We start from the raw sequence: 15602 nt of genomic DNA, 5'->3' as shown, positions 1-15602 counted from the left end.
AGCCCAGACTACTCGCCGATGACTTCTTTCACTTCGCCACAGGAGAGCATCATGGCACCGAAGTAGGGATTCTGTAGCGGCTCTTTGGCTTGCAGCCAGTCGGCGCCGTGATCGCCGTAGACCATCGGGCAGTGCATGATCAAAAGGCCTTCCGGGAATGCGGATGGGGATTGCATGGCGGCGGCAATGAGTGCGGCCGATAGTTCGTCAAAGTGCGGCTTGCGCAGCGCATCGAGACTGTCTGCGGCCAGCATCTTGTGCAGCAGTTCCGGAAGCGGTCCGCTATGCCCGGTCACCGACATCATCGCTTTAGCCTGTTCTTTGGCGGCTTCCAGATTGTCCGCGGCCAGTGCCGCTTGCATCTTGAAATAAGCATCCATCAATTGGGCTGCCGTCTCGGCCGGTATCTCCAGCATGGACATCTCCGGATGCTGTGCAGGATCCGCCCCGGACGTGGCTGTGGCCGCGCCGTGATTGTGTCCCGGCATCGGGCCACCGCCTTCCGGGTTCATCATGCTCGGCTTGGCTTGAATCTGCAGGGCGCTGTCGATCTTGAACGCACCGTTGGTGACGACCCGTTCGCCGGCGTCGAGACCCGCGACCACGATAAAGCTGTCGCCGGCACGTGGACCGAGCACGATTTCACGGCCTTCATAGGTGGGTCGTTCGGCATCGGGCTTTTCGACATAGACGACGGCACGCTTGCCGGTGCGCAGCACTGCGGAAGCCGGAACCGTGATGGGGGCGGGAGCTTCCGCGTTGTCCACATAGCCGAGCTGTTCGGCCGGGACGAGATCCATGCCGCAAATGTCGCATTGGCCCGGTCCGTCCTTGATGATCTCCGGGTGCATCGGGCTAATCCATTTACCCGCCAACTCCGGCGCATAGACCTTGCCGTTCTCCGCCAGGCGTGACTGGACCACCCCGCGAACGAACATACCCGGCTTCAAGCGACCGTCGGCGTTGGGGACGTTGACCCGCACCGGGATCGTGCGAGTCTTGCGGTTGACCTCGGGCTCGATGAAAGTGATTTGCCCGTGAAAGCTTTCGCCGGGAAACGACTCGACCGTGAAGGTCACTTTCTGTCCGAAACGAAGCCAGGGCAGATCGGACTCGTAGGCGTCGAGGTCGGCCCAAAGGACACTCAGGTCGACGATCCGGAAGAGCGGTTCCCCTGTTTTAACGTAGTCGCCCTCCTTGACGTTTTTAGCGACGACGACCCCGCCGATCGGGGCCTTGAGTTCGAAGTGGTCTTTGGCTTCACCGCTTTCCAGAATCGCGTCGATCTGTTCGGGCAGCAAGTCCCAGAGGCGCAGCTTGTCGCGCGCGGCCCGGGTGATCGAACTGTTTGGATCGGCGCGGTAGGCGGTGATCAGTTCACGCTGCGCGGTCAACAACTCCGGGCTGTAAACCTGGGCGAGGTGCTCGCCCTGCTGCACGCGGATACCGTTGTAATTGACGAACAGTTCGTCGATGCGGGCGGGAAAGCGCGCGGTCAGCGATTTCTCGCGGGTTTCGTCGTAGCCGAGTTTGCCGACGAGGCGGATGTCGACTGCAGGATATTCCTGTTTGACGGCAGATGTCTGGATTTCCGCGAGCGCACGCGAGGCCTCGCTCATGCTCAGTTCGCGGGGACCACTGTCGCTGCCCGAATCCTCGACCAGCGGGATCAGGTCCATTCCGCAGATCGGGCACTTGCCCGGTTCGGGTTGCCGGATCTGCGGGTGCATCGAGCAGGTCCAAATTGTTGGCTTGGCCGGATCCGCCATGGCTTCGGGAGCCGCGGTGGACGACTCGTGGGCATGGTTCCCGGAGGATGCCACCCGGCCGACCGCAAGTCCGATGAGCAGGGCCGCGATTGCGACGCCGGCGAGGGGGATGACTGTCTTCTTATTCATTTTCTTGAGTCACTTGAAAGGTTCCGAGGATGGGTTGGTTGGCCAGGGTCTGCACGACGACGCGTTGCTGCCAGGCATCGGAGGCCGCGCGCCAGTAGAGCGATTGAAGGTCGAGTAGCGAACGCTCGCTGTCGATCATCTCAAGAATGCCGGTCTTTCCGTTTTCGTAGCTCGAGCGGCTGTTCTCGACGGCTTGCTCGGCGAGACCGAGCAGTTCGTCGCCGTAGAGGGTGAGGCGGCGATTAGCATCCTTCAGGTTGGCGAGGCTGGCGGTGAGCTCCGCACGCAGTGCGTTCAGCCGGTTGTCGTATTCGCTTTCGAAGGCGCGCTTGCTGGCGAGGGCTTCCGCCTTGGCCGCATTGTATTTGGGAAACCAGATGGGAAGGTTCACGGCGACCGTAAAGCCCCAGGGGTCTTGGCCGGCGTCAGGTGTCATCGGGTTGACTTCCGGATCGCCGATCTGGATGTAGTTCAAGCCGAGGGTGATGTCGGGAAAGCTTTCCAAGCGGGCGATTTCCCGGCGGGCTTCGGCGCTGGCGACCTTACGTTCGAGCATTTGCAGCTCGGGGTTGGTGGCGCGCAGGGCGGCAGCCAAGGATGGACCATCGGGTATGAATTGCTCCGGTGCGTCCCATTCGGGCAGGGGCAGGGTGTCGGATCCGGGCAGGGCCAGCAGTTCACCGAGCTTGGCTGACTGGGCGACCTGTTTTTGCTGCAAGCTCTGCAGGCGGTCGTCGATTTTGCCGATTTCCACTTTCAGGCGCAGGAGTGCATTCAGATCCGCGCCGCCCCGCACCTTTTCCTCGACGATGGGTTCGAGCTTGCGCAGCAGGTCCCGGTTTTCTTTGGTCAAGCGCAGTGCTTCCCCGGTGTAGCCATACTCGTAAAAGGCCAGCGATACCCTGCGCGCCAGCATCAACTGCTGATTCTGGTAGGCATACCAGAGCGCTTCCGCCTCGGATGAGGCCGCCTGCTTGCGGCTGCTCAGTTTGCCGAACCAGGGCAGCTTCTGGCTGAGCATGATCACATTTTCCTGGGGACCGGTCCGGGTCTGCACCGACTCGACGAAATGCGTGATCTGGAGCATCGGGTCCGGCAGGCTGGCGGCTTGTGGAATCCGCTGCATGGCGGCTTCGTAGCGCTGTTCAAAGGCATCCATCTGCGGATTGGCCGACAGAGCCCGAGTCAGATAGCTCTCCAGACTGTTCAGCGCCGGTTCCGCCCGGTCGCCTGACGGTTGGGCTGCTGACAGGCTCGCGCCGATAAACAGGCCGGCAAACAGGGTGCCGGCCCATAGCGAGAAAAGGTCTTTTCGTAAACTTCGGTGCATGTGTTCCATCATAAACGCAGAGTCCGGGGGAAACCCTTAAAAATGCTTCAGATTGTTTAGCCTTTAATCGAGGGCCAGCCGTTTGAGCCGCAGGGCATTGCTCACGACGGAGACGGAGCTGAAGGCCATGGCGGCGCCGGCGATCATCGGGCTGAGCAGGATGCCGAAGAGCGGGTAGAGGATGCCGGCCGCAACGGGCACGCCGACCGCGTTGTAGATGAAGGCGAAGAAGAGGTTTTGCCGGATGTTACCCATGACATTGCGGCTCAGGCGCAAGCCGCCGACGATGCCCCGCAGGTCGCCTTTCACCAGGGTGAGTCCGGCGCTTTCGATGGCGACATCGGTGCCGGTGCCCATGGCGATGCCGACATCGGCGGCCGCAAGGGCGGGGGCGTCGTTGATCCCGTCGCCTGCCATGGCGACACGATGGCCCTGTTGCTTCAGCTCGTTGACGATACGCTGCTTGTCCTCTGGGGAGACTTCGGCGTGCACTTCGTCGATCTCGAGCTCTCTGGCCACCGCCTGGGCGGTGCGGGGATTGTCGCCGGTGCACATGACCACGGTGATGCCGAGTGCGTGCAGTGCCTCGACCGCTTCTTTCGTGGTTGCTTTGATCGGATCGGCGATGGCCATGAGTCCGAGCAGCTGCTCGTCACGGGCGGCCCAGATGACGGTTTTGGCTTCCGATTGCAGCTGTTCGGCGGCATCGCTCAAGCGAGCCGGGACTTGTATGCCCGCCGATTCGATAAAGGCGCGCTTGCCGACACGAATGAGTTCTTGCTCCAGCTTCGCCTGCACGCCGCCGCCGGTCGTGCTTTCGAAGTCCGATACGGCGGGCAGATCGAGTTGATCCGCTTTGGCTTTTTCGACCACGGCACGGGCCAGCGGGTGTTCGGACTGCGATTCGACGGCCGCCGCGAGGCGGAGCAGGCTGTCGGCTTCGATCCCTTCGGCGGGGGTGAGCTCGACCACCGACGGCTTGCCTTCGGTCAGGGTGCCGGTCTTGTCGGTGATTAAGTGGGTGATCTTCTCCGCGCGTTCGATGGCCTCGGCATTCTTGACCAGAATCCCGTTCTGCGCGCCCTTGCCGACGCCCACCATGATCGACATGGGGGTGGCCAGGCCCAGTGCACAGGGGCAGGCGATGATGAGGACGGAGACCGCCACGACCATGGCGTAGGCCAGGGCCGGAGCGGGGCCGAGGAGGGCCCACAGGACAAAGGCGATGAGCGCGACGAGCACGACGGCCGGTACGAACCAACCTGCCACCGAGTCGGCCAGTTTCTGGATCGGCGCGCGGCTGCGTTGGGCTTCGGCGACCATGTGGACGATCTGCGCGAGCATGGTTTCCTCCCCGACGGCTTCGGCCTCCATGACGAAACTGCCCGTTTGGTTGACGGTCGCCCCGATTACCTTTTCGCCTGTGCCCTTTTCCACGGGCAGGGGCTCGCCGGTGATCATGGATTCGTCGATGCTGCTTTTCCCTTCGAGAATGACGCCATCCAGCGGGATCTTCTCGCCGGGGCGAACCCGCAGGCGGTCACCTTTTTCAATCGCGTCGATGTCGACCTCTTCCTCCTCGCCGTCGTCCTTCAGACGATGCGCGGTTTTGGCAGCGAGATCGAGCAGGCTTTGAATGGCCTCACCGGTCTGGCGGCGGGCGCGCGCCTCGAGCCACTGCCCGAAGAGAATGAGGGTGGTGATGACGGAGGCGGCCTCGAAGTAGAGCGCGACTTCGCCGTGCATGCGGAAGGACTCGGGGAAGATCCCCGGAAACAGGACGGCGGTGAGGCTGTAGCCGTAGGCCGCGCCGACTCCGAGCATGATGAGCGTAAACATGTTCAGGCTGCGGTTGAGGATCGAGCGCCAGCCACGTGTGAAAAACATGCCGCCGGCCCAGAATACGACCGGAGTGGCCAACAGCAGCTCCAGCCAAGCCTGCACCCTCGGCGAGAGAAAACGGTCGAAGGAAAGCCCGGGAATCATGCTATCGAAAGCCAGCAACAGGATCGGAAGCGTCAACGCGCCGGCTACGAGCATCTTGCGCTTCAGGCTCAGGATCTCGCGTTCTTCCTCCGAATCGTCTTCTGCGGAGGGGGCCATTGGCTCCAGGTCCATCCCGCATTTCGGGCACTGTCCGGGGTGGTCCTGTTGCACTTCCGGGTGCATCGGGCAGGTCCAAAGTTTAGGTGCCGTTTCCTTGTAGGCCGGATTGCGCTCCAGGCGCATGCCGCACTTGGGGCAGTCGCCCGGCTTGTCCGATTCGACACCCGGGCACATCGGGCAGTAGTATTTGGCTGTGGCGGAGGGCTTGACCGTCTCGTCGTGATGATGTGCGTGCGCCTCGCTGTGGTGATGTGCGTGCGTCTCACCGTGATGGTGTGCATGTCCCTCTTCGTTATGATGGCAGCAGCTCTTCTCGGCCAGATGGTGGGATTTCTGATTCATGGGGTGTTGGCGATGGCCTCCCGTGTTTCGATACGCCAAGCTTCGCCGATGTCGGCGACGAAGATTTTGCCGTCACCGCGATAGCCGGTCTGCGCCGCATCTAGAATGGTGCGCACGACCTCGTCCTTCAGTTCGTCCCGGCAGACGGCTTCCACCTTGATATGGGTTTCGAAGTCAACCAGCCGCAGGATACCGCGACTGCGCCCGAATCCCGTAATGGTGTTCGCACTCACCCCGCTCAGGCCCTGAACTTTTGCGAGCGCATGGATGACCGGGTCCAGCTGTGACTTTCGGATGTAGGCCTTGATTTCCTTCATTTTGAATTCCTGTGTTGGGGTGTTTAAACGTGACGGAGGCAACCCACCGCTTCGGTGAGTTGTCCCTGCAATATGTTAAACGCAGGAATCCGCCTGAACCCTCAGGTATTCTGGAGAAAACCGGCCAGTGCTTCACGGAGCTGTTTCCGTGCACGGTAGATCCGGGTTTCGACGGTCTTTCGGTTGGTCCTTAGGATGGCCGCACATTCGTCGTAGGCATGGTCCTCCAACACACAAAAGATGAAGGGAAACCTCAGTTTTTCGGGGAGTTCCCGTATTCTTGCGTCAATCTGCCGGAGGGCCTCCCGGGATTTTAATTGGTTCGACGGGTCGGCCACGCCGGAATCGATCTGGTGGATCGGGGCGTAGACGCTTTCCTCCGGTGCATCGGATGTTTCCAGGGAAACTTGCCCCCGGAGTTTTTTCTGCCGGCGGAGCCGATCGACTGCCAGGTTCCGCGCGATCGAAAAAATCCAGGTTTTGACTGCGGCGCGCGGCGTGTAGTGGCCGGCTTTTTGATAGACCCGGAAGAAGGTCTCCTCCACGACTTCGGCACTGTCTGCCGGATTCGCGAGATACCGGTAGATGAAATGAAAGACCGGTTCCTTGTAGCGCGCCATCAATTGCGCCAGGGCTGCTTCGTTTTCCCTGCCTATTTCCGCGATCAGCGAGACATCTTCATCGTTCACTGTCATGGACGCGTCATTCAGGCACACTGAGCGCCTGTCCGGCGAGTTCCTTCAGTATTTCCTGCTTTTCCGGGGGGAGCACACTCATCATCTGGTAATAATGGCGGATCGACAATTCCTGGAGCTGGCCATGGATCTGGTGCAGCTCATGGATGGCGTGTTCGACCTCGGGTGAGAATTGATCGTGAGCGACCAGTTGCTGTCTCAGGTTCTCGATCTTCGCTTGGAATTCTTCCAGCATGGCGGCACGTTGCTCCCTGTATGCGGGCTCAAAGGCGTCGATGGCGCTGGCCTCGGTCTCGGTTAAATTCAGCTCATGGTGTAACCATTTGTGTCCGTGTTCCAGATCATGGTGATTCCAATCGTCGTTATGCATCATCCACTGCGAGGTGATCGCGGATACCGCAAAGCATAACAGGATCAAGGTGACGAGAACTCCGGCGAGTATGCCGAATCTGTTTCGATTTCCAGAAGATGTGGAGGGCATACTATTTATTGTTGAAATGTAGAAGTTCCGTCTGGCTGAAGAATTCAAAGTCAAGGGCTGCCGACGCCAGCACTTGGCTGCGGGACGTGGTCACCTGTCTTTTGGTGGCCATAAACGTAATTGAGGACGTCAGGCTGACCGCGACAAGAAGCATGGCCGCCACATATCCGGGATTGGGGAGCAGGGACAGCAACCAAGCCCAGTCCGATTGTTCCGGAGCACTCGCTTCGTTTCGGACACGACGCAAGACGTTGTAAGCAACGGACTCCGGGCACTTCGGAAGCTCCCGGGTTTTGACCTGATCGACCCAATTTTCGAACTCTTCTATTTCTTTCATGCCCACTTTAACGCATCCGGGGTTCCAAACCCTCAGAAAATTTCACGATTTTCCAATCTTGTCCTAGCATGGACTCAATGCCTCGTGACAGACAGCTTTTTTTTGGATCATGCGGGGAGCCGGCGTTCTTGCTGGCAATCCCGAGAGGAGATCGGCAAGGATGGTACTTTTATGGCAAACAGTGCAGGCAGACTGGAGGGGCTGGCAGGCTTCGAGCAATTGGATATCGGTGAGTTGTATTACATCGGAAATCGCCGCTTTGTGGAGCGAGGCTTGCTCTACTTCAGACAGTTTGCGGTGGAGTCACTTGAATGGGACGAGGCGTCGAAGCTGATGACTGCGGCCGTCTCTGGCCGGCGCAGCGAGCCCTATCAGGTCTGCTTGTGGGTGCGTGGCGGACAATTGGGGCATGAATGTGATTGTCCGGCTTGGGATACCTACGGAGGGTGCAAGCATGCGATTGCGGCTGCTGCGGCGATGTTTTTGGCGGTACAAGGCAAAGGCGTGGGCGGATTTCAGATGCCGGTCGACTATGCGCAGGCACTTCGTGAGCAGCTTGGCTACACGGATGTGGGGACCCGCCCGACCGGGCCGGCGGAGGTTGAGAAGCCGGCGACAGAGTTGCAGGTTCTTGAGTTATACAGTTACGGCGGGATCCGTTTTCGTATTAACGGACCGGTTCCGCAGGCCTTCTTGCGCTCGGTGGGCGTGGTGCTCCCGGGCAATGCGTATGGATTTTCCGTCCAGCGTGAATTCTTTTTAGGGGATGTGGTCCGGGCGTTGCCTAAGTTCCTGCGGAAGGCGAAGCAGGCAGGCATCGCGGTCACGCTGCGGGAATCGGGGGGCAAGTTGAACTTGCGGATGGCTACGCGTGCCTGCTCGGTTTGCCGGTCGATTGACTTGCGGGGGCGGGAGGTGGTGGAATCCTTGCGTTTTGCGACTGCCAAGGGAGTGCCGATTGAAGTGCTGCATCTTTTGGCAGATGAGTTGGTGCTGGCCGAGGACGGTACCTTTCATAAGGTCTCAGGGGGGAGCTTGATTGACAGGGATTCATTGGCACGCCGATTACCGCTGGATGCCTATAACCGATCCGCTTCGCTGCCTGTCTGGCGGCTGCAGGATATCGATGAGGAACTGGCCTTACAGATTGAGGGGGCGGCGGTGCCGGTGCAGCCGGTCGAAGATACGGCTTTGGGTTTGATTTTGGATTGCTCACTCTGGGAAAATGCGGCGGCGGAGCCGGAGCGTCTGGATTTCGAACTGCTGCTCTCCGTGGATGGGGTGCAGGTCGACCAGTCGATTTTCCGGGACTTGATACTCTCGGCCGTGTTGGACGCTTACTCGGGCACCTTGTTGAGTGCGAAGCGCCGCGTATCGCCCTTGTTGGACTTGATTCGACGTGTTTTGGCGGATGCGGAAGAGGGCGACGCGGTTGCCTTGGAACGCTATGTGGCGGATTATCCCGAGTTGTTTTCGAACGAATTTCGGGTGCTCGTTATCGAGATTCTGAACCGTGTATTGAAGCTCCCTGAGATAATGACCGGGGAGTGTCATTCCCTGGCGGCTGATGGGACGCAGCAGCGCTGGTTGGCCTACCAACTGGATGTCTGGAAGGTGATGATGCTGTTGTTCAGCATGACGGAACCGACCAGTCGCCGTGCCTTGAATGACTTGAGGGACGGTTCGATTCCTATTAAACGCGGGGCCAGCGGAATGGATGAAGTGCGGCGTCTCGTGCAGGTGGCGGGGCGTCTTGGGGTGCAGGTCCGCTTTAATGAACTGCCGGTGCGCACGGCGCCGCTGAGTATTTCCGTGGATACGAAAACCCGTGGCTCGGATATCGACTGGTTCGCCCTGCATCCGACAATCCGCTGCGCCGAACGCACGATTACAGCGGATGAGTGGATACGCTTGATTCAGGGACAGTTACTCCTGAAGGGGAGCGACGGTGCCTTGATTGTGCCGGAGATCGACGAGGGCTCGGCGGGCGGATTGAAAGCGCTGGCCGAACTGCTCCGGTCGAAGCGCGGCACGGCCCGTCCGGATTTTGGCGAGGACGCCGGGGTGGTGGCTTCGCGTCTGGAGATGCTGGACTGGATTGCCCTGCGCCGACTGGGGATTCGCATGCACCTGCCGCCTGAAGCCGAAGTCTTGTTCCGCGGACTGACCGAGTTTGAAGGCTTGGGGGATTTTTCGGTGCCGGCCTGCATCCGGGCGGATTTACGTCCCTATCAATTGGAAGGTTGTGCCTGGGTCGACTTCCTCTACCGGCATCGTTTCGGGGCTTGCCTTGCCGATGACATGGGGCTGGGCAAGACCTTGCAGGCGATTGGATTTATCGCGAAATGCCTGGACGCGCATGAAGCCGGGGCTCGCGGGGCCGTGCTGGTTGTTTTGCCGCCGAGTCTGGTCTTCAACTGGAGCGACGAGTTCGCCCGCTTTGCTCCCGAAATAAAGGTGCGGGAGTGTTTGGCAAAAGCGGATTGGGCGGATGCCCTGACTGATGGACAGGTCGTCTTGACGACTTACGACCGGGTGCGTCTCGATCAACGTGAGCTGTCCCGGCATGTCTTCGACGTGGTGGTCTTCGACGAGGCTCACAATCTCAAGAACGTGGCTGCGGCGCGGACCAAAGCGGCGATGAAATTGCAACGCCGTTTCACCCTCTGCCTGACGGGGACGCCGGTGGAGAACCATGCGAGCGAATATTACTCAGTCATGAGTTTGGCTGTGCCCGGCCTGTTTGGCAGTTTGAAGGCTTTCAAGGAGAGCTTCCGCACCTCCCCGGAACGTATTCTGGGGCGCGCAAAACCTTTTATCCTGCGGCGACGGAAACAGGCTATTTTGAAGGAGCTGCCGCGTAAGGAAGAGCATGAACTGCTGTTGGAAATGTCCACTTTGCAAAAGGAGATTTATACCCGGACGGTGGCGGAGGTGCGAGAGGAGATCGCCAAAGCTTACAATGAGCGTCCGGAGCAGCAGGCTGGGATCGCCGCGCTGGCGGCTATTTTGCGCCTCCGGCAAGTTTGCGTGAGCCCGGAATTGATGGGCAAGCAATTGCCGGAACCGGCTCCGAAATTTGCCTACATGGCGGACAAGTTGGAGGAATTGCAGGCGGAGGGACATGCCGCGCTGATCTTCAGTCAGTTCATCGGCGGTCTCGACCAGATGGAACGTGTCGCGAAAGAACGGGGGATCGATCTCCTGCGGATGGATGGAAGTACGCCTGTCGTGCAGCGGCGCGAAATCGTCGAATCCTTCCAGAGCGGTCGTGGCCCCGCCTTCTTTTTGATCAGCCTGAAGACGGGTGGGGTCGGTTTGAACCTGACCCGTGCCAACTATGTCTTCCACCTGGACCCCTGGTGGAATCCGGCGGTGGAAAACCAAGCCAGCGACCGGGCCCACCGCATCGGACAGACCCGTTCGGTCTTTATCCAGCGCCTCATCATGCAGCACAGTATCGAGGCCCGCATGGTGGAGCTAAAGGCACGCAAGGCCGACCTCTTCCGGCAACTGGTCGACGAACCGGGTGTACGCAACGCGAAAGCCGGACTGCAGCGGGAAGACTTCGAATACTTGTTGTATAATGACTAAGTGCCGATGACTGATGACGCATCCCGCTTTTCATGATTATTGCAGCCGACCGGCAAGAATCATGAGGAGCGGTAGCAGGGACGTGTGGTTATACGTGCTCTATGGTGGAAAGCGACGAGAGTCAGCTTCCAGGATCCCTCCTGTTATTCGGACAGGATGGCTTCCAGATCGGCTTCCGGTGTGGTGATCGGCTGGATGTTGTAAGTCTCGATCAGGAAGTTGAGCACATTCGGTGTGATGAAGGCGGGAAGGCTCGGGCCGAGGCGGATGTTCTTGATTCCGAGGTAGAGGAGAGTCAGGAGGATGGAGACGGCCTTTTGCTCATACCAGGAAAGCACCATGGACAAGGGCAGGTCGTTGACGCCGCAATCGAAGGCTTTGCTGAGCGCGACTGCAATTTGGATCGCAGAATAGGCATCGTTGCATTGACCGATATCGAGGAGGCGGGGGATGCCGCCGATGTCGCCCAGATCTTCCTTGAAGAAGCGGAACTTGCCGCAGGCGAGGGTCAAAACGATGGAGTCCTTCGGCGTCTGCTTGACGAATTGCGTGTAGTAGTCGCGTCCGGACTTCGCTCCATCGCAGCCACCGACGAGGAAGAAGTGCTTGATGGCACCGGCCTTGACCGCGTCGATGACCTTGTCGGCCACACCGAGCACGGCATTGCGGGCGAAGCCGGTGGTGACGGTCCCTTTGTCGCTGTCGTCGGTAAATCCGTCCATTTGTAGGGCCATTTCCACTACGGATGAAAAATCGTTTTCCTCGACATGCTTAATCCCCGGCCAGCCGACCAGATTGGTGGTGAAGACGCGGTCGGCGTAGTGCGGTGCCGGCTTTTGGATGCAATTCGTGGTGAAAAGAATCGGTCCGGGAAAGGCGCCGAACTCGATGCGTTGATTCTGCCATGCAGTGCCGAAGTGGCCGTAGAAGTGGGGATATTTCTTGAGCTCCGGATAGGCGTGGCATGGCAGCATTTCACCGTGGGTGTAAACGTCGATGCCTTTGCCCTCGGTTTGCCGGAGCAAGGTCTCGAGGTTTATCAGGTCGTGGCCGGTGATGAGGATGCACTTGTTCTTGCGGTGGCCGAGCTGCACGGCAGTGGGGACGGGATGGCCATAGCGTCCGGTATTCCCGGCGTCGAGCAGCTCCATGGCGCGCAGGTTGACTTCTCCGGCTTTGAGGGCGACCGGCACGCAGTCTTCAATGCCAAGCCCGTCCGTGCCGAGGGCGACCAGTGCGTCGTAGATAAATTGTGTCACGACCGGATCGGTCTCGCCAAACTTGGCGGCATGCTCGGCGTAAGCGCTGATGCCCTTGATCCCGTAGAGTAGGATTTGTTTCATCGAGCGGATGTCTTCGTTGGCATCCAGGCTTTGGATCAGTTGAAGCGCCCGGCCTTGCTCGACCAGCCCGGCGTCGTCGCTGGCCGGCTCGAAGGTGGTGGATGCATGCTTGAATTCAACCATCGCGCCGTGCTGGCGGATGCTTGCCTTTAATTGATCACGCCAACGGACCGCCTCCCGCACCATTGCGGATAAGCGCGCCGGGTCGAAGTCGACATTGGTGAGTGTGGTGAAGATCCCTTTGAGCACAAAGACATCCAGCTGACTGTCGACGATGCCGTGCTTTTGCCATTCCTTGGCGTAAAATGCGATGCCTTGGAGGGCATGGATGAGTGCGTCCTGGAGCGCGGCGACTTCTTCGTTCTTGCCGCAGACGCCGGCGAGTTCACAGGCAAAGCCCTTGGCTGTTTGTTCACATTGGTTGCAAAACATGGTTCGGATCTCCTCAGTTGTGGTGAAGGTGGTTAATGAGGCCGGGATCTTAGCAGAACCGGACGGATGATTCCTTGACCTAGGTCAAGGATGGGGGATTTCTGCGATATCTTTTGAGATCATTGAGGATGCACGGTTGCTTTAGCCGCAAAATCGGCCTCAGATGCCTCAAATATGGAAAAGTCAGCGACGATCCTTGCCCAAAGCGCCCTGTTTCGAGGTCTCAGCCCTGAGGATATCCAACAGCTCGCCGGAATTTGTTCCGAGTTGTCGCTCGCCCGTGGACAATTGCTCTTCGCGGAGGGGACCCAGGCCTCCGGTTTTTATGTCGTAGTCGAGGGGCAGATGAAAATCTACAAGAGCAATTCCGAGGGCAAAGAGAAGATTCTGCATGTCTCCGGTCCTGGCGAGAGCTTTGCCGAGGTGCCCGTATTTCACGGGGCACCGTATCCGGCGAATGCCGCTGCAATTCAGGCGACGCGCTTACTCTGTTTCCCACGGGATGCATTTATTGTCGCAATCACGAATCATCCTTCACTCTCGCTCAACATGATGGGGAACTTCGCGATGAAATTGAGGCGTTTTTCCTCCCAGATCGAGGATCTTGCCCTGAAGGAGGTGCCGGCCCGGATCGCTTCGCACCTGCTCTACCTGAGTGAGGCACAGGGCGGGGATGACCTGGTCAAGCTACGGATCGCCAAGGGCCAGCTGGCCAACCTGCTCGGCACGACTCCGGAAACATTGTCGCGCGTATTCGGTCGACTGAGCGAGCAGGGGATGATCCGGATCGACGGCAAGGTCGTGCATCTGCTCGACCGCGAAGCCCTCGCGGAACTGGCGGGTTGAGGTGTTGTTGCGGGGACGAACCACCCTGTCACGCTGACGCGTGCCACCCCTCCTTAGCCAAGGAGGGGAATTAAGGTAGGAAACCGCATACAAGTTCCCCTCCTAGATTAGGCGGGGGGCGAATACCCGTACCATTCCTGGAAGCGCGTCGGCCCGCGCTTGAGCAGCTGACAGTGGTCGAGCTTGCCGACGAACCCGCCTTCGCGGGCGACGATTTCACCGTGCACGGTGGCGAGGCTGGGGCGGTCCTTAATCGTTTCGCCTCCGAAGGGGTTGTCGTTGGCAGCAGTGAACGCATCCAGGATTAGCTTGAGTGGCATCGTATCGGCAGAGCAAAGGAATCCGGAGGCTCCAGTTTAATTGAGGGGAAACGCTTTGTAGGGGCGATCATGAGATTCGGCGACCGCTTTCGACGTGATGGCGCCCTGATGTATGTTGATTCCAGATATAAGTTCCGGCACGTGCTGAAGGACGGAAGGAAAACCGTGGTCGGCGATCTTGAGCGCGTAGGGGATCGTGACGTTGGTCAGGGCCTGGGTGGCGGTGCGGGCGTAGGCTCCGGGCATGTTGGCCACGCAGTAGTGGATGACCTCCTCTTCGAGGAAAACCGGGTCGTCGTGCGTCGTGGCGCGCGAGGTTTCGGCGCAGCCGCCCTGGTCGATGGCAATGTCGACAAAGACACTGCCGGGTTTCATGACGCGGAGCATTTCACGGGTGATCAATTTCGGCGCACGGGCGCCCGGCAGTAGCACCGCACCGATCAACAGGTCGATGCCGGGTAGGGTTTCGAGCAGGTTTTGCTCGTTGGAATACAGGGTGTGGGTGGACCCATGCAGGCTGATGTCGAGGAAACGCATCTTTTCCAGGTCCACATCCAAGATTGTGACATCGGCGCCCATGCCGGCGGCGACACGTCCCGCATTGATCCCGGAGGTGCCACCTCCGATGATGAGGACTTTGCCGGGGAGCACACCCGGAACGCCGCCGAGGAGAACGCCTTTGCCCCCTTGGGCCCGGCTCAGGTAGTAGGCCCCGACCAGCGCGCTCATGCGCCCCGCGATCTCGCTCATCGGTTCAAGCAGGGGAAGGCGTCGGCCGATTTGCACCGTTTCATAAGCGATTGCGGTGGTCTTCGAGGCGCAGAGAACATCGGTGAGCTCGCGGTTTGCCGCGAGATGGAGAAAGGTGAACAGGATCAAGTCCTCCCGCAGATAGGGATACTCCTGCGGGATGGGTTCCTTGACTTTCAAGACCATATCGGCCGACCAGGCCTGCCGGGCTTCAGAGACGATTTCACAACCGCATGTTTCGTATTGTTTATCCGCATATCCGCAGCCCAGTCCGGCCCCGGTTTCAATCAGGACCCTGTGGCCGTGGTTGATCAACATGCGAGCCCCGGCCGGGGTGCAGGCAACCCGGCTTTCCTTGATCTTTAGCTCCCTGGGAACCCCTACGATCATGACTTAGTGCCTTCAGTTATACTAAGGGAGAGGTCGAGGACTGCAATCCGGAAATCAATGTCGGCTTCCGTGATCCACGTCGTTGCCGACTCGTTTCTACTTGCATTCATATACTATAGGGGGGTATAGTAATAGTCATGCCGCATTTAAGTCAGGACAATACGAAGCTCATCAAACGCGTTCGCCGCCTCAAGGGGCAGCTCGAAGGGGTGGAGCGCATGTTGACGGAAGGCGAGGACTGCTATGCCGTCCTCCAGAATGTGGCGGCCTGCCGGGGGGCCTTGAATTCGCTGACCCGGGAATTAATCCATGAGCACATCGAGCATCACCTGATCGGGCAGTCGAATTCGAAGGTGGTTCAGGAAGCCTCGAGGGAAGTGCAGGCGATCATCGACAGTTATTTAAAGTAAGAGGAAACGAC

General features: G+C 59.3%; 13 protein-coding genes. 3 read left to right on the top strand and 10 right to left on the bottom strand.

All coding sequences use genetic code 11. From position 1 onward, the window contains the following. Positions 1-8: 8 nt before the first annotated feature. The 7 genes from O2597_RS02110 to O2597_RS02080 all read right to left on the bottom strand — a co-directional run bounded on the left by O2597_RS02110 (position 9) and on the right by O2597_RS02080 (position 7506). Entirely contained in the window at positions 9-1898 is a 1890-nt protein-coding gene (locus O2597_RS02110) for an efflux RND transporter periplasmic adaptor subunit (protein WP_269522524.1), read from the bottom strand. Next, positions 1891-3228: a TolC family protein gene (locus O2597_RS02105; RefSeq protein WP_269522523.1), complete on the bottom strand. Its 1338-nt coding sequence runs from the start codon at positions 3226-3228 to the stop codon at positions 1891-1893. The genes O2597_RS02110 and O2597_RS02105 overlap by 8 nt, the downstream gene beginning before the upstream one ends. Before the next feature lie 63 nt (positions 3229-3291). Beyond that, on the bottom strand, positions 3292-5676 hold the full coding sequence (locus O2597_RS02100; protein ID WP_269522522.1) for a copper-transporting P-type ATPase: 2385 nt from the start codon (positions 5674-5676) through the stop codon (positions 3292-3294). Then, the gene (locus O2597_RS02095; protein WP_269522521.1) at positions 5673-5993 is read right to left on the bottom strand and encodes a P-II family nitrogen regulator; all 321 of its coding nucleotides are present in this window, start codon (positions 5991-5993) and stop codon (positions 5673-5675) included. The genes O2597_RS02100 and O2597_RS02095 overlap by 4 nt, the downstream gene beginning before the upstream one ends. Before the next feature lie 101 nt (positions 5994-6094). After that, a complete protein-coding gene (locus O2597_RS02090) occupies positions 6095-6688 on the bottom strand; it encodes an RNA polymerase sigma factor (RefSeq protein WP_269522520.1) in 594 nt (197 codons plus the stop codon). A gap of 7 nt (positions 6689-6695) precedes the next feature. Then, positions 6696-7169, bottom strand: coding sequence for a Spy/CpxP family protein refolding chaperone (locus O2597_RS02085; RefSeq protein WP_269522519.1), 474 nt, complete (start codon positions 7167-7169; stop codon positions 6696-6698). 1 nt (position 7170) lies between these two features. Beyond that, a complete protein-coding gene (locus O2597_RS02080; protein WP_269522518.1) occupies positions 7171-7506 on the bottom strand; it encodes a hypothetical protein in 336 nt (111 codons plus the stop codon). A gap of 171 nt (positions 7507-7677) precedes the next feature. Between O2597_RS02080 and O2597_RS02075 the strand changes: the two genes are divergently transcribed. Beyond that, positions 7678-11100: a DEAD/DEAH box helicase gene (locus tag O2597_RS02075; protein ID WP_269522517.1), complete on the top strand. Its 3423-nt coding sequence runs from the start codon at positions 7678-7680 to the stop codon at positions 11098-11100. Positions 11101-11243: 143 nt separating this feature from the next. Here O2597_RS02075 and hcp read toward each other — a convergent pair whose 3' ends face one another. Continuing rightward, on the bottom strand, positions 11244-12875 hold the full coding sequence (gene hcp / locus O2597_RS02070; RefSeq protein WP_269522516.1) for a hydroxylamine reductase: 1632 nt from the start codon (positions 12873-12875) through the stop codon (positions 11244-11246). Positions 12876-13049: 174 nt separating this feature from the next. On the opposite strand from hcp, the gene O2597_RS02065 reads away from it, so the two are divergent. After that, positions 13050-13721 (top strand): Crp/Fnr family transcriptional regulator, encoded by a 672-nt coding sequence (locus O2597_RS02065; protein ID WP_269522515.1) that lies wholly within the window; start codon positions 13050-13052, stop codon positions 13719-13721. Between the two features lie 107 nt (positions 13722-13828). Here the strand turns inward: O2597_RS02065 and O2597_RS02060 are convergent, their stop codons facing one another. Further along, positions 13829-14041, bottom strand: coding sequence for a hypothetical protein (locus tag O2597_RS02060; protein ID WP_269522514.1), 213 nt, complete (start codon positions 14039-14041; stop codon positions 13829-13831). A gap of 36 nt (positions 14042-14077) precedes the next feature. Then, positions 14078-15181: an alanine dehydrogenase gene (gene ald, locus O2597_RS02055; RefSeq protein WP_269522513.1), complete on the bottom strand. Its 1104-nt coding sequence runs from the start codon at positions 15179-15181 to the stop codon at positions 14078-14080. Positions 15182-15318: 137 nt separating this feature from the next. Here ald and O2597_RS02050 point away from each other — a divergent pair, with 137 nt between their 5' ends. Beyond that, positions 15319-15591: a metal/formaldehyde-sensitive transcriptional repressor gene (locus O2597_RS02050; protein ID WP_269522512.1), complete on the top strand. Its 273-nt coding sequence runs from the start codon at positions 15319-15321 to the stop codon at positions 15589-15591. The last annotated feature ends 11 nt before the right edge of the window (positions 15592-15602 follow it).

Origin of the sequence: Coraliomargarita parva (assembly GCF_027257905.1) — a bacterium.
In the GTDB taxonomy this organism is placed as follows: domain Bacteria; phylum Verrucomicrobiota; class Verrucomicrobiia; order Opitutales; family Coraliomargaritaceae; genus Coraliomargarita_A; species Coraliomargarita_A parva.
The sequence above is the reverse complement of the archived record's forward strand: the minus strand, read 5'-3'. Positions and strand labels throughout refer to the sequence as shown.